15 protein-coding genes are annotated in these 13,040 nt (G+C 39.5%); 8 read left to right on the forward strand and 7 right to left on the reverse strand.

What is annotated here, in order from left to right:
• Nucleotides 1–44 precede the first annotated feature (44 nt).
• Complete coding sequence (loa22, locus tag CH352_RS00005; protein ID WP_100707988.1) at nucleotides 45–614, reverse strand: OmpA family outer membrane lipoprotein Loa22; 570 nt, start codon at nucleotides 612–614, stop codon at nucleotides 45–47.
• A gap of 137 nt (nucleotides 615–751) precedes the next feature.
• On the opposite strand from loa22, the gene CH352_RS00010 reads away from it, so the two are divergent.
• Nucleotides 752–1,690, forward strand: coding sequence for an RluA family pseudouridine synthase (locus tag CH352_RS00010; RefSeq protein WP_100707989.1), 939 nt, complete (start codon nucleotides 752–754; stop codon nucleotides 1,688–1,690).
• A 45-nt stretch (nucleotides 1,691–1,735) separates the two neighbouring features.
• On the opposite strand, the gene CH352_RS00015 is transcribed toward CH352_RS00010, so the two are convergent.
• Nucleotides 1,736–2,299, reverse strand: a complete 564-nt coding sequence (locus CH352_RS00015) for a hypothetical protein (protein WP_100707990.1) — start codon at nucleotides 2,297–2,299, stop codon at nucleotides 1,736–1,738.
• 143 nt (nucleotides 2,300–2,442) lie between these two features.
• Between CH352_RS00015 and CH352_RS00020 the strand changes: the two genes are divergently transcribed.
• Together CH352_RS00020 and CH352_RS00025 are read left to right on the forward strand one after the other, a co-directional pair.
• Nucleotides 2,443–2,784 (forward strand): YkvA family protein, encoded by a 342-nt coding sequence (locus CH352_RS00020; protein WP_100707991.1) that lies wholly within the window; start codon nucleotides 2,443–2,445, stop codon nucleotides 2,782–2,784.
• A 12-nt stretch (nucleotides 2,785–2,796) separates the two neighbouring features.
• Complete coding sequence (locus CH352_RS00025) at nucleotides 2,797–3,612, forward strand: inositol monophosphatase family protein (RefSeq protein ID WP_100707992.1); 816 nt, start codon at nucleotides 2,797–2,799, stop codon at nucleotides 3,610–3,612.
• Nucleotides 3,613–3,629: 17 nt separating this feature from the next.
• Here CH352_RS00025 and CH352_RS00030 read toward each other — a convergent pair whose 3' ends face one another.
• From CH352_RS00030 to CH352_RS00045, 4 genes are read right to left on the reverse strand one after another with little or no spacing between them, the layout of a single operon-like run.
• Nucleotides 3,630–4,925, reverse strand: a complete 1,296-nt coding sequence (locus CH352_RS00030) for a glycosyltransferase family 4 protein (protein ID WP_100707993.1) — start codon at nucleotides 4,923–4,925, stop codon at nucleotides 3,630–3,632.
• Nucleotides 4,909–5,982 (reverse strand): glycosyltransferase family 4 protein, encoded by a 1,074-nt coding sequence (locus tag CH352_RS00035; protein WP_100707994.1) that lies wholly within the window; start codon nucleotides 5,980–5,982, stop codon nucleotides 4,909–4,911. Before CH352_RS00035 ends, CH352_RS00030 begins: the two co-directional genes overlap by 17 nt.
• Entirely contained in the window at nucleotides 5,979–7,079 is a 1,101-nt protein-coding gene (locus CH352_RS00040; protein WP_100707995.1) for a glycosyltransferase, read from the reverse strand. Before CH352_RS00040 ends, CH352_RS00035 begins: the two co-directional genes overlap by 4 nt.
• Nucleotides 7,076–8,080 carry an LIC_10202 family protein gene (locus tag CH352_RS00045; RefSeq protein ID WP_100707996.1) on the reverse strand — a complete coding sequence of 335 codons (1,005 nt, stop codon included), beginning with the start codon at nucleotides 8,078–8,080 and terminating at the stop codon, nucleotides 7,076–7,078. Before CH352_RS00045 ends, CH352_RS00040 begins: the two co-directional genes overlap by 4 nt.
• An 80-nt stretch (nucleotides 8,081–8,160) precedes the next feature.
• Here CH352_RS00045 and CH352_RS00050 point away from each other — a divergent pair, with 80 nt between their 5' ends.
• Nucleotides 8,161–9,105 carry a GDP-mannose 4,6-dehydratase gene (locus tag CH352_RS00050; RefSeq protein WP_100707997.1) on the forward strand — a complete coding sequence of 315 codons (945 nt, stop codon included), beginning with the start codon at nucleotides 8,161–8,163 and terminating at the stop codon, nucleotides 9,103–9,105.
• Here CH352_RS00050 and CH352_RS00055 read toward each other — a convergent pair.
• The gene (locus CH352_RS00055) at nucleotides 9,102–9,764 is read right to left on the reverse strand and encodes a SanA/YdcF family protein (protein WP_243396454.1); all 663 of its coding nucleotides are present in this window, start codon (nucleotides 9,762–9,764) and stop codon (nucleotides 9,102–9,104) included. The genes CH352_RS00050 and CH352_RS00055 overlap by 4 nt on opposite strands.
• Nucleotides 9,765–10,012: 248 nt before the next feature.
• On the opposite strand from CH352_RS00055, the gene CH352_RS00060 reads away from it, so the two are divergent.
• The 4 genes from CH352_RS00060 (at nucleotide 10,013) to CH352_RS00075 (ending at nucleotide 13,000) form a co-directional block, all read left to right on the forward strand.
• On the forward strand, nucleotides 10,013–10,591 hold the full coding sequence (locus CH352_RS00060; RefSeq protein WP_100707999.1) for a Spy/CpxP family protein refolding chaperone: 579 nt from the start codon (nucleotides 10,013–10,015) through the stop codon (nucleotides 10,589–10,591).
• A 10-nt stretch (nucleotides 10,592–10,601) separates the two neighbouring features.
• Nucleotides 10,602–11,138, forward strand: a complete 537-nt coding sequence (locus tag CH352_RS00065; RefSeq protein ID WP_100708000.1) for an RNA polymerase sigma factor — start codon at nucleotides 10,602–10,604, stop codon at nucleotides 11,136–11,138.
• Nucleotides 11,128–11,511 carry a hypothetical protein gene (locus CH352_RS00070; protein ID WP_100708001.1) on the forward strand — a complete coding sequence of 128 codons (384 nt, stop codon included), beginning with the start codon at nucleotides 11,128–11,130 and terminating at the stop codon, nucleotides 11,509–11,511. The genes CH352_RS00065 and CH352_RS00070 overlap by 11 nt, the downstream gene beginning before the upstream one ends.
• Nucleotides 11,512–11,629: 118 nt before the next feature.
• Entirely contained in the window at nucleotides 11,630–13,000 is a 1,371-nt protein-coding gene (locus CH352_RS00075) for a cytochrome P450 (protein WP_100708002.1), read from the forward strand.
• The last annotated feature ends 40 nt before the right edge of the window (nucleotides 13,001–13,040 follow it).

Genomic DNA, 13,040 nt, shown 5'->3' on the forward strand with positions numbered 1-13,040 from the left:
GTGTTTTCACACTGCCTTTTTAATTCGGATCGAAACCCTACAGATTATTGTTGCGGAGTTGCTTGAACAAACTTGAAGGTTACTCTACGGTTTTTAGGATCTTTTGCATCCAATCCGGAAACTGGAGAAGAAGAACCTAAACTCTTAGTAACGATACGATTTGCAGGAATTCCTTGTTTAACTAAGGATTGTTTAACCGCTTTTGCACGAATTTCTCCGTAGAAAACGTTTCCTTTTTTATCGCCTTCTGCTTCTTCAGGTCCTACTTGGTCGGTGTGACCAGTGATCTCTAATGCCCAAGAATCAGGAAGTTTAGAAATTCCATCTTTAAGAACGGAAATATTAACTTTTGCCCACTCGCTGAAATCTCCCGCGCTAACATCAGCTTTTTTGTAGCTGAATCCTGGGCGAGTGATCCCGTCTGGATAGCGGAAGTCTTTAATTTGATTATTGATAGCGTCTGCAGGAGAGTCTACGTTGACGTTACGTGATGCTGCGGAATTTTGTTCTCCAGGCTCAGGAGCCGCTTGGTCTTTGTTGTCTGCAGAAGAGCAAAGAGCTAAGGAAAAAACCGTTGCACCGATGAGCAGGATATTGAGAATTTTTTTTACCATGTTGTATTCCTTCCTTGATTAGGGTAGGGGTTTATTTCGATGAATTTATCCAAAATATACCTATTCTCGCAAAATGGGAAATCTTTTTTAGACCTCTGTGCGAAAGGGATGCTTATATATTTCTTAGGAGAACTATTATGAATCTGGAACTTCATGCCGAAGTTAACGCCGACTCTGAGGGATCCAGACTCGATCGTTTTTTAAAGGATTATCTGGGAGATGAGATCTCTAGAGCTTCCATTCAACATTGGATCGATTCAGGTTGGGTAAAAGATGGGTCTGGAAAAATAATCCTGAAATCATCCTACAAGGTAGCTCCGGGAGAAAACTTCCATATATCAGTTCCTCCTAAACCTCCATTGAATTTAAGTCCAGTAAAAATGGAGCTAGAAGTTCTAAAAGAAACTCCGCAGTATCTGATCATTCGTAAACCTGCAGGCATCGCATCACATAGCGGTCCTGGAGATAGATCTGCTACTTTGGTTAACGGACTTCTCTACAAATTTAAGGAGCTTTCGAGTATAGGAGGAGAATCAAGGCCGGGTATCGTTCATCGTTTGGATAAACCGACGGAAGGGATCATGATCGTAGCTAAGAACGATCATGCACATGCAAAACTTTCAGAGTTGTTTAGAAGAAGGAACATTACTAAGAAATATCTTGCCTGGGTCCAAGGGACACTTCCGGAAGGAGAAGGCACGATAGACAAACCCATCGGAAGACATCCAATTGAAAGGCTGAAGATGACTGTGACTCCTAAAGGTAGGGCCTCAGTCACTCATTATAGGATCTTAAAAACTGCAGTTTCCAAGAACGGTAGAAAGTTCTCTTTGATCGAAGCTGACTTAGAAACAGGAAGGACCCATCAAATTCGGGTCCATTTTCAGAGCTTAAGATGTCCTGTTGTTGGGGACCTTCTTTATTCCAGAAACGCCGCACTCTTTGAGAACTATGGACTTTTACTTCTTTCGTATTGGTTGGAATTCAAGGATCCTTTCACAGGAGAAGAAGTACAGATCGTTCTGGAACCTCCCCAAAGATTCGAAAATTTCGAAAATAATCTGGAGAATTTTTAATCCAAAGGCCTTTTGTGATAAAAGGTCTTTGGATTAAAAGATAGTTTATTGGAAAGAAACGGAAATTTTTCCATCGGCAACATAGCCGGCTTTTCGTAACTCTTGAAGATATGCGACTTCGTTTTTTAGATCGATGGTTATATCCAATTTTCCGGTCCCTTTTTCAGTTGCGGCTTGGAATCTAAACTCGTATTCACCCGGATCTAATTTAGCTTTCAGTCCGCTATAATCGAAGTCTTCATTAAAATATAAAATGATCTCTTTACGTGCAGCAGATAGCTCCGGTCTAAAAACTCCTGCTTGTTTTGCATTAGACCAAGAAGAGTATTTTCCTTCAGGATTCGAAGTTTGTTTTGCATATAGAACGACCCTGAATTTTTTACCGTTCGCTTCTTGAGGACCTACAGGATCTGCCAAACAAAGTAGGGCCCACATTTCTCCTGAAAAATTCCATTTGGAGACCTCTGCAGGTAAAGCAGAGTCCCTTGAAATTTCTTTATCAAAAAAATAAACCGTTCCTTTTTTCTTTCCTTCACAAAGATCCTTTGCCCAAGTTCCGGACGCCGCAAATAGAAGCGCTAAAACGGCTGCAATTCGAAAGAGTTTCATTCAAAGCTCCTGATTTAATTTACTAAGTCTAACGGTGGGACGAAATTTTAGATTAAATGCTACTTTTTTCAATATAAAATTGAGGAAATTTTTTGCGGGATAGTCCTAAGTTATATATTGGATACTTATACTTACTGAAGTTTATGGAAGAAGATAAGATAGAGAAGATCAAACAAGGTTTTTGGCCTAAAGTGAAGAAGGTCGCAGGAAAGGTTCCTTTTCTTGCGGATGCGATCGCTTTGTATTATGCGATGTTGGATCCTTCTACTCCCCTGAAAGCAAAACTTACGATTGCGGGCGCACTTGCTTATTTTCTTACACCTTTTGATGCAATCCCGGATATTTTATTTGGAGCAGGTTATATAGACGATGCGGGTGTAGTCGCTGCGGTTTTAGCGGCCGCCTCCATGTATGTAAAAGACGAACATAAGAAGAAGGCAGCGGATTTTTTAGATTCCAATCCTGAGGGTAACCTGGAGAATTGAAAAACATCTCCAATGAGCTATCAAAACGAAATCAAGATCAGATACCAACATTTCCTCAACTTCGTCCCAACTATCTCGGAGTTCCTGACAAAAACTCACGAAAGAGAAGATCTACAAATTTCTTTTAAAGGAAATATAGAATCGGACTTAATTACGATCGCAGACAAAGGTTCGGAAGAACTGATTGTTTCCGAGATTAGAAAGGCATTCCCTAACGATCATATCTTAGGGGAAGAAGGAAGCAACTATGAAGGAAATTCTCAGTTCAAATGGATTATCGATCCTTTGGATGGAACTGTAAATTATTCTCATCGCATTCCTCTCTATTGCTGCTGTATCGGATTAGAAGATATAGAAAATAGATCTGCAGTGATGGGTATCGTTCCAATGCCTGCATTAGGGCACGTATATCATGCAATGTTGGGAGAAGGTGCCTTCAAAGATAAGGCTCCAATCAAAGTCACTCAAACAAAAGAGATCAAAAAAGCGCTCTTATGCACCGGTTTTCCTTATGATAGAGAAGAGAGAATTGAACAACTCATGTTCAATCTGAAAAAATTTATCTTAAGATCCAGAGGGGTTAGAAGAACCGGATCCGCAGGTTTAGATATTTGCTGGGTAGCCGAAGGTAAGTTCGATGCATTCTGGGAAGAAGATCTGAAACCTTGGGATATGACTGCTGCGGCAGCTATTCTTCAGGAAGCCGGCGGAAAGTTGAGTACTTATGCGAATAATACGTTTCATCCGTATGTGACTAGCTTGATTGCGTCTAACGGAGTATTGCACGAAAAAATGGTCGAGACATTACAGGAATATTTAGATATATGAGTTGGGTATTAACAGGACTATTCTGAGTATCTTCTTCTGATACATCTCTCTACTATATGGGCGATCTTTTTTTCCACGATGTCCGGATTGAAGTTCGCCTGAACATATTTTTTACCATTAAGCCCCATTTCTTCCCTTTCTCTACTATGATTTACTAAATAATCCGCGACTGCGCAAAAGCTATCTAGATCGGAGTAATATAAACCGCCATTACTTCTCAAGCAATGTCCTCTTAGAACGTCTGATCTTCCGTTTACTAACACTGCTTTTTTGCGGATCCAAGCTTCCATAATAATAATGGAAAAACTTTCCATAGGGGAAGGATTGATTAGTATATCCGAAGAACGGATGACCTCATCCTTTGCTTCTTCACTTACGAAACCTAAAGGAGATACATGAGGAAATTTTGATATTCTTTGTAGAAGTTTGGAATCTCCTCTTCCTGCTAGAAGTAATTTGTCATTCCGGCCGCTTCTTTTCTGCCACTCGGAAAAGTATTGGGCCATTTCCAACACACCTTTTCCTTCGTCTATCCTTCCCACGTACAGGAACTGAAATGAATCCTGCGGGTTTTTTCTTTCGGAAATTTTTTTCTCAGTTTCTTCCGGGATCGCTAAATGCATTCCGATTACGTTTCCAAGACTTGGTTCGTATCCGTACAATTTATGAAAGAGTGCTTTTTCTTCCGGAGTATTGAAACAATAGGCTGAGTCGTCTTTGAAAAGATTAGAATATACGGATAATTTTGCAGGAGGTTCATCGTGTAATGTTGGAATTACGACAGACTTTTTTGCGACTAATGGAAGCCCGTAAACCATAGGATAATACAAATAAGAAACGAATACAAATACGTCGTAGTCTCTTTCGTTTGTCTCTATGTATTGGATAAGGTCAGGGCAATATGGACCTTGCATATCTACCCAGATCCTTTCCTTTTCTTCTTGGGATCCGATACTTTTTCCGGATTCGGAGTTTCTAAACAGTTTATCTGAAAATTTATTAAACTTGGAGATATTCCTTTCTTTATCTACAGAGAATCTTAAAACTCTGATCCGATTTCCCGGCTCGGGTTCTATCCATTCTCTACTTACCTTCTTCTCCAAATCTTTTCCAAGAAGTACAGGCTCTAGATCTTTTATCGGAACCTGGTTTTTCCATGTGATATAATCCAAGGAGCGGCTTGCGAGAACTGTCACTTCATAAAATTTGGATAATATTAGAGTATATTGATAGATAAGTTTTTCGGAACCACCTGAAATATGATCCGAAAAAATAGGAGTAACGACTGCTAATCTTCTACGAGAGTCTAGCAAGGACAGGCCTCAATACTGTTTCAGCGTTGATCTGAGAGAAGGAAGATAAGCGTCTTTGTTGGGTCTCAAGGATTAAATCTTTCCAGTTTCGATCCGTCACCATTTTGTGGGCAAGTTCCACGATTATATCCATTCTCTTTTCTTTGAATAAGATCCCTGCACCGGAAAGAGTTTCTCCTACTGCGCCACCGTCGAATGCAAGGATTGGAATATTATGCACCATTGCTTCCAATAATGGAACACAAAATCCTTCGTGCTCGCTCATAGAAAGGAAAAGATCACAGTTTAGATACATTGATTTTAATTCTTCATCGGATAAAAAATCAGTGATGATCACATTCTTTCTCAATTTATAAAAATCGAGCATACGTTCTAGTTCTTCTCTGTATAGATACAATTCTTTGGAGCTGAATCCTACCATAAAAAGTTGGAACTCAGGACCGTAAGCTTTTAGATAATGGAATGCGAATCGGATCAGGTCATCCTGTTTTTTATTCGGAGCAATTCTTCCTACAAATAAGAAGCGAGGAATATTGGGTCGATTCTTAGGAAAATTTTCCTTAAGAGTTTGTCTTCCTTGAGGAAGTTGATAAGTGATTGGAAGAACGTCGACATTTTCGAAACCTAGATCCAAAAGTTCCGATTTATTATATTCTGATACCGCGAAAACCTTATCGAATTTGTTTCTTAAAGATTCTAACTCTTCTCTTCCTTTGCGGAGAAGGTAAGTAAGTTTCAGATCGTATTTTTCGAAAAAATGGCCCGGTGTTACATTGTGATATATTAGAATTTTGGAATTCTTTGGTTTTAGTATACTTTCCAGCACGTCCGAATGGATCGAGTGATGATATACTAGTATATCTTTACTATTGGAAGAATATGCCTTGTACTTTTTTACGAAGGAATCCGTTCCGGGACCGGTATTCTCCGCATAAATTTCGGAAGAATATCCTATTTTCTTGAAAACAGATTTTAAGGAATTCATTTCGTTAGAAATTGCATCTCCCAAATTAAAGCCGGCGGCAAATTGATGAACTCCTCGTCTTTTGAAGATCATGAGGCCGCCGCTTCTTTAAATGTGAATATCTGTTTTAAAACTCTTCCGTAAGGCATGGAATCGTAATCCATACAAACTTCTCTCCTTTTGGAAGAAGCATGAGGACCATCTACAGGACGAGGAGAAGATTGTGATTCTAATATAAAATGGATCCATTCCGCTAATTTTTCTAGACTGCTTAGATCTTTTTTTCGGAAGAGATATCCTGCGTCTTTTAATGTTTCCGGAACAGCGGTGCAGGCATATGCAAAAACTGGAATATCGTAACTCAATGCTTCCACAAGAGGGATCCCGAAACCTTCATGTTCGCTCATGCTGATATAAGCGTCCATATCTTCCCAAAATCTTGGAAGCTCGGAGTCTTGGACCCCCATTCTGAATTGAACGTTTCCTCCGATGCCGAGTTCTCTTGCCATCTGTTTTAGGTTGGTAAAATAATCTTCGAAAATACTAGGAACATTTCCTATGAGTAAGATCCTATATTTGGGTTCTATTCTTTTCAGAAAATAAGAGAGAAAAAGAATATCTTCTATCTTTTTGCTTGGGACCAATCTTCCCACATAACCAAGAGTGTAGCCGTTTTTGCGATTTCGTTTTTCTCCCTTCCATCCGTATTTTCTTACGATTGGAAGAACGCTTGAGTTTACTATATTCAGATCTTCCAGATTGGAAGCGCTATATCTGGAACTAGGAATAAAACGTTCTGTATACCTTTTTAGTTTATGTAATTCTAATATGGATTTTTTATAATCCATTTCGAAACTTCTAAATATATCCTGAGAAACAAATGGCTTAAAAAACTTAGGAGGAGTGATATTCTGATAACGAACGAATTTTTTACCTGGAAAAGAAAGGAACGAATCTATAGGATAACCGGATCCACCATATTCTAAAATATGCATTGAATTAGAAGATAGATTATTTTCGCTACGGAGTTCTTCCGTTTGTAAGGTTTTGATAGAGCCATCGCTCAGATCGGTTTGACAGACGATCTCTGTTTTGATCCCGGAAGAATTTAAAACTTCTCTTAAACCTTTGATATCGTTGCCGATCCCGTCCTTATCCCTAAATTCGGAAATATGGAGATAGGCGTTCATTTTCTGAAACTAAACACCGAGAAGCCGTCTCCGGCCTTGGTATCCACTATATTCTTAAAACCTAATTTTTGTAAGAACTCTCTGAATGCAGACTCACTTATCTGAGTCAAAAGGATCGGTTGAAACGGGGAGACCATTCTGTTAGAATAGTTGGAATATCTGAAGATGAATTCTGTCCCACTGGAAGTTTTAGAAGCCAAGGATTTGAAAAGTTTTTCTAAAACCCAATTCGGCAAAAGACATAGATTTGTATTAGAAATAATTTTAGAAGGGAGAGGAGACTCTGGGAGAACTTCTTCAAAGGATAGAAGAGACACTGAATTTGTGATATGTTCTTTGATGTAAGAATATTGGGACTTATTCCAAGTGACTGCTTTGAATTCTATCTGTGCTTTCAAAAGTTGTTTGAGGAATTTTCCCCATTCAGGATTGATCGCGAGAACTGAATCTCCAGGATTCAGTCTGGAAAGAATAAGAGTTTCACTTTCCTCTAAGGTTTCTTCTTCATAAAGAAACTCATTGGACCAAACGAATTCAGGATTGATCTCTTTTTTGAGAGTATAATTTAGTTCTACAAACTCGTTATAGAATTTCTCGAATTTACGTTTTAATTTTTCATGATCTCCTCTTAAGAGGATCAATTCATTTAAAACACTGTAGAATGCACGAGTTCTGTTTTCAGAAAGTTTTTTATCTAGAAAAGCATATAGCTCGATCAGCTTGATAAACAACCAACGGATCGGGCCGCGGATGTACTTAAATTTCGGATTGGTAAACTTAGGAGGGGATATCCCTTTTTCAAATAAGTGCGCTGTTTCTGCTGCGTCGAATTCTCTGTATCCTTCAGGGGATTGGGGAGAAAATTTCCAACGAGAAAGGCGTTCCAATTCTTCCTTGGAAACGGGTCTTCTCGCAAGCCTGGATTCTATTTCTTCCATGAGCTCGCGGACATTGACCGAGCTGTCCTTGATTTCTATAATATCTGAAGATCTTTCTTCCATGGGCGCCCGGATTTTATTCGATTGTTTTTTTCTTATTCAACAAAACAATCGTATTTTTACTTCGATTTACCTTAACAAACATGAAATACTTGGTCACAGGAGCGGAAGGTTTTGTAGGATCTTATCTGGTCCGAGAACTTACACAAAAATCCGGGTCCGAACTCTTGGGTCTGGGAATGAATCCCAAAAACACAGAGTTTCCTTTTCCTTATAAGGTTTGTGATATTCGAGATATCCAATCACTCCAACAAGTATTCGAGTCCTATTCACCAGATGTATTGTTCCATTTAGCAGGACAAACATTCGTTCCAAGATCAATCGAAAATCCGGAAGAAACTTTGCTCATTAATGTGGCCGGCACATTGAATATTTTAGAATGTTTTAAACGTTCCGGCAAGAAAGTAAAACTAGTATATGTATCTTCTTCAGAGGTATATGGAAATATAAAAGAAGAACAACTTCCAGTTTCAGAGAACCTTCTTCCTAGTCCTGTGAATCCGTATGCTTCTTCTAAGCTTGCAGCAGAAACTTATTGCCTACAATATTCTCGCTCTTATCAAAATATTGAAACTGTGGTCGCAAGACCTTTCAATCATATAGGCATCGGGCAAAATCCGAACTTTGTGGTCCCGAATTTCTGCAAGCAGGTTTTGGAAAATATTTCCAAAAACGTTTCTTCAGAAATTTTAGTAGGAGATTTGACTCCTACTCGTGACTTCTTGCATGTAACCGATGTGGTTAAAGCTTATCTTCTTTTAGCAGATAAAGGAATGAGTGGAGAAGTTTATAATATATGTTCCGGTGCTGAGACTTCGATCTCTCAAGTTTTGCAATGGGTTCTGGAATTTGCGGATTCTAAGTTAGTCTCCAAACAAGATCCTACAAGATTGAGACCAGCGGAAATGAAAAGATCTTTGGGAAATAATTCTAAATTAAAATCTTTAGGATGGACTCCTGGCACTTCAGTAAAGGAAGCCGTTCGAGAAATTTTCGAACATATTCGAAAAACAGAATATTCTTCTTAGATTACTGAGCCTTTCCAGGTTTTAACTCCACTTCCTTCTATCGGAAATGGTTTGCCTAAATATTTTGGCGCGGTGTTTGTAAGATTCATATCGATCCAAGCCAATGTCCTTGCAAAAAATTCTCTGAACCTGCTTGTTGGTCCGCTGATATAGATCCTTCTATCCGATTCATAAGATTGTAGTTCCAATCCTATTTTTTTAGAAATGAATGCAGCTCTGGGCTGATGAAATCTTTGGCTTACAAAGATTGCGTCCTTCACTTGGAAAATTTCTTTTGCCCTTACTAAAGTGTCCAAGGTTCGAAAGCCTGCGTGATCTACGAATACATCCTTTTCGTTCACTCCTCTTTCTAAAACATATAACAGCATCGGCTTCACTTCGTTGTAGTAACTGGTTCCGTTATCGCCTGAAAGAAGAATTTTCCGAACCTTCTCCTGTTTATAAAGTTCTATCGCACAATCTAGACGGTCTTGTAAAACTGGAGAAGGAATTCCTTTGTAGACGGAAGCACCCGGAACGATTGCCACAGTTGCGGGTTTGAGAGAACGATAATTTCCTGCGTGGATGCTTCTATTTTCGTAATCCCATTCGATAGAAAGATCTATGGAAGCGGGGATCCCAATGCAGATTGCAGCGGCGAGCAAAACTGCAAGTCTCATCCTTCCCCTGAAATAGGCTCCGGGAGTTTTCTGGATTTCCTGGTTTTTTAGTCCAAAGTCCATATTACTTTAAGGGAGAATACGCCAAAGAAGCGGTTCTGGAAAAGAAATTTTCCCCATAATTTGGGTTTTATCCCAAATTATGTTCTCTTTAAAGGAGACCGGATTTCTTTTTTTCTAGGACCAAAAATTTAAGTCGATATTTGGAAACATGGCGGCTACCTTGGGGTCTTAGGATACACTAGGTTATGAACCGAGTAAGACTCATGAATCTCCTGAATTCATTCGTCAGAGTTGCTCTGGCCGGTGTGTTCCTCACGCCGGCGTATCTTTTCCCCCAAGATACCAAGACTAGTTTTCATACCGCACGACCTATTCGAACTATCTCCTTTTATCGTAATGAAAGAGCTGCCGGAGTAGTTTTCGGTGACCTAGATTCATTTAAAAATCGTTATATTCTTACAGACACCCAACTCGAACGTATCGCTGAGCTGAACCGGAGATATAAAAACGAGCATGAAAGATGGCTTCGTAGACTTTCTCCGAAACAAGTCGAACTAGAACTGGTATTAATGGATGAAAATCCGGATCTAGTAAAAGTTCGTCTTATTGTTAACGCGATTGCAAGATATACATCCGAAATCCGGATGAATCAAATCGCGCACCGGCTCGCGATCGAAAGGGTTTTAACCTCAGAGCAAAAAAAGAGGGGAAAGGAAAGGGATATAGTTTCCCTACCAGAGGAGCATAGGGAAGCTCCTGGGTTCCCCTTGAATCTGTTTGTTCCCGAGAGAATAATTTTGCCTGTGCCGGGCATCCTGAGATAAGGAAACTAAAATGGACCAAAGAGAATTTGCCGGATTGATAGATAGTACGAAACATATCGTACTATCCGCGATTAAAAAGAATTTATACGAAGAGTTTTACGATACCATCGATGATGTTGTTCAAGAGACTTATATCCGTGCTTATAAAAGTTTAGCTGCCAATAAGTTCAGGGGAGAATCTTCCCACAGTACTTGGTTGTATACTATCGCAAGGAACGAATCTTTGAGAATGAATCAGAAGCGTATGCGCCAGGCAAACCTTGCGATGAAGCTGAAGGAAAAAGCTACTCAAGATTCCATCTTAAACCCAAGAGACGAATATAACGACTCTGGAATGGACATTGAACTGCAAGATCTGATCTCCAATCTTCCTTGGAAATATAAGTCTGTGCTTGCATTAGTTTCCGAAGGATACAAAGAGCAACAGATTGCGCAGAAGTTGGGAATTCCGGAAGGAACAGTTAAATCTCGATCTTTCCGAGGCAAACAAATGTTAAAGAAACTTTTTTTTTCAAGAGACCTAGAGATAATCCGAAATGGAAGATAGAAACAGAGAAAAGTTAGACCAAGAGATTTTCCGTCGTTTAGAAAGTTACGAATGGAGCGATAATATCTCTGCTAAGATCATGAAAAGGCGTAAGATCGCTAGCTTTAAGCGATTTTTCATCTTTTCCTTTAGCGGACTTGTCATTGTAGGTCTCGGTCTATCTTCTTTTTATTTTCAGCCTGAAGGAGAATCCGAGTCGGGAGACTGGCAGGTCTTGATAGAAGAACAGATCGAAGGAACCTTCGAGGAAGCGGAGACTAGTATGCAAACTCCTGATTTGAATCAGGAAGATACTAGTTCTTCTTCTACAGTACCTTCTTCTTCTTTAATGGATATGGATGCGTTGATCGAAACTTCTTTCGAGCGTAGATAGGTTTTTATAAATAAATATAAACTCGGCTTGCTAATATAGCGCTTGTTACATAGGATTGCGGCAAGGATTGGTTGGGTGAAACTAATCCACACGTCCTTCTTGGACTAGGAGTACACTCTTGTTTTCCTTGCATGAACCGACTTCGAGTCGCACCAAAAAAAATAAACCGAATCTTCCTCCTGGAGTTTTCGGGATCCGGGCACTTCCTTACGTTTCCAAATTGGCGAAAGATCCCATTGGATTTTTCCAATTGATGCATTCCAAATTCGGAAATTCAGCGCGATTCGGTTTGAGACAGATTACGTTTCATTTAATTACTCAGCCTGAAGATATCAAAAGAGTCCTTCAAGAGAACAATCAAAACTATCATAAGGGAGTTTTTTATAAGGAACTCGGAAGAATTTTAGGTAAAGGGTTATTGAATAGCGAAGGAGAATTTTGGAAAAAGCAAAGAAAGCTCATCCAACCCTCCTTCCATAAACAAAGGATCTCAGAGTTTGTAGAGATCATGGCCCAGGAAACTCAAAAGACTTCCGAAAGTTGGAAGAAGGTCTCAAGTCTAGACATTTCCAAAGAGATGATGCGACTAACGTTTGCGATCGTGGGCAGGACCTTATTCAGGACCGAAGTAGAAAGTTACGCCGCAAGGATAGAACATTCTTTAAAAATCGCTTTAGAGCTAGTCACTAAACGGATCACTCGTATTTTTCCATTTCCTTTCAGTTGGCCTACCCCTGAAAACTTAAAACTCAAACGTGCGTTAAAGGATATGCATTCCGTAGTTGATGAGTTGATTGCAGAACGTAAAAAAAATCCCTCTAACGATTTGATCTCCATGCTTCTGGAAGTTCGAGACGAGGAAACTGGCGAGACTATGAGTGAAAGTCAGGTAAGAGATGAAGCAATCACACTTCTTCTTGCAGGACATGAAACAACTGCAAACGCATTATCTTGGGGATTTTATCTTTTGTCTAAACATCCTGAGATTTGTGAAAAAGTCAGAGAAGAAGCAAATAGAGTTTTAGGAGATAAGACTCCTACACTGGAAGATGTTCAAAAATTGACATACACTCGCAAAGTATTGGATGAAGTTTTGAGATTGTATCCTCCTGCTTGGGTGATCGAAAGGACTGCAATGGGTCCGGATCAAGTAGGAGGCTATGATGTGGAGACTGGAACCAATATCTCCATTTGCATTTTTAATATTCATCGAAATCCTGATTTTTGGGAAAATCCTGACAAGTTTGATCCGGATCGTTTTGATGAAGAAAGATCTGCGGATAGACCTAAATATGCATATCTTCCTTTTGGAGGGGGGCCAAGGATCTGTATCGGTAATATTTTTGCATTAACGGAAGCTACACTGATACTAGCAATGTTGGTCAAAAACTACAAATTCCAAACGGACCCAAATCATCCTGTCGTTATGGAACCTTTAGTCACATTAAGACCAAAGTATGGAATTTTATTAAATATAGTTTCCACTTGACTTAGGTCTTTCCTGGCCGGAATCCTTCTACCAGAGGGAT

The sequence above is a fragment of the Leptospira hartskeerlii genome (assembly GCF_002811475.1).
In the GTDB taxonomy this organism is placed as follows: Bacteria; Spirochaetota; Leptospiria; order Leptospirales; family Leptospiraceae; genus Leptospira_B; species Leptospira_B hartskeerlii.